Source organism: Mycoplasma sp. CSL7503-lung (assembly GCF_025515455.1).
Lineage (GTDB): Bacteria > Bacillota_I > Bacilli_A > Mycoplasmatales > Metamycoplasmataceae > Mycoplasmopsis.
In genome coordinates this window covers 1-706 of the sequence record NZ_JAOPHP010000054.1, presented here as the reverse complement: position 1 = coordinate 706, position 706 = coordinate 1, and the positions used below count along the sequence as shown (strand labels likewise).

Here is a 706-nt window from a genome sequence, read left to right as displayed (position 1 = left end):
CAGTTTTAAAGTATTTTATTAATGTTTCTAAATCATTATTAACAATCGCTTTAGAAAGATTATATGTTCCTAATTCTCTCATCATTTTGGTTGCTTGACTATCTGTAATCGTTGCGTGTTCTACTAATGATGAAAACAATACATAATCTCTAAAATTAGAAAAAGCATAATCTTTTGATTTGCATTTTAGAAAATAAACTTTTTGATATTGATTGTGTTTAAATCCAATTGTACTAACTACATTGAATAAATAACCTGTATAATTAACATCAATGATAATTTGATTGTTTTTTAACAGAAAGACTTTTCCTGAAAAATATACTTTCATTATCTTCCTCTAGAATTTTTAGTAAGTTCATGTATATTTTCATGATAGCAATTTCAAAATGTTTCTTCTAATCATTTGATATTTTTTAATAATTCATCTAAATCAATAGTTGCTGGCAACACATTTGCTCAATTTATTTTTTTGATTATGAAATTTATATCTGATAATGGTATTCTATAAAATTGTTGAATATGATTTCTCATTTTTGTTTCGATTAATTTAATTATTTGTTTTAAAGTCATTTTTTCTCCTGTTATTTTCTAAAATATTTTTCATTTAATTTATTAATTAAAATTTCTAACTCTTCAATTTCTTTTGAATTTTCTTCGGGTGAGTTTTTTAAATTTTCTAAGGTTTTTTGATATTTCTTTCATTTTT

The 706-nt window shown here is 21.8% G+C and carries 2 protein-coding genes; both read right to left on the bottom strand.

The window, feature by feature from the left end; genetic code table 4:
- Positions 1–328, bottom strand: a 328-nt coding sequence (locus N9R85_RS03880; RefSeq protein WP_262858665.1) for a hypothetical protein, incomplete at its 3' end; no start/stop codon positions are given.
- Complete coding sequence (locus N9R85_RS03875) at positions 328–570, bottom strand: hypothetical protein (RefSeq protein ID WP_216490281.1); 243 nt, start codon at positions 568–570, stop codon at positions 328–330. The genes N9R85_RS03880 and N9R85_RS03875, both read right to left, overlap by 1 nt.
- Positions 571–706 lie beyond the last annotated feature (136 nt).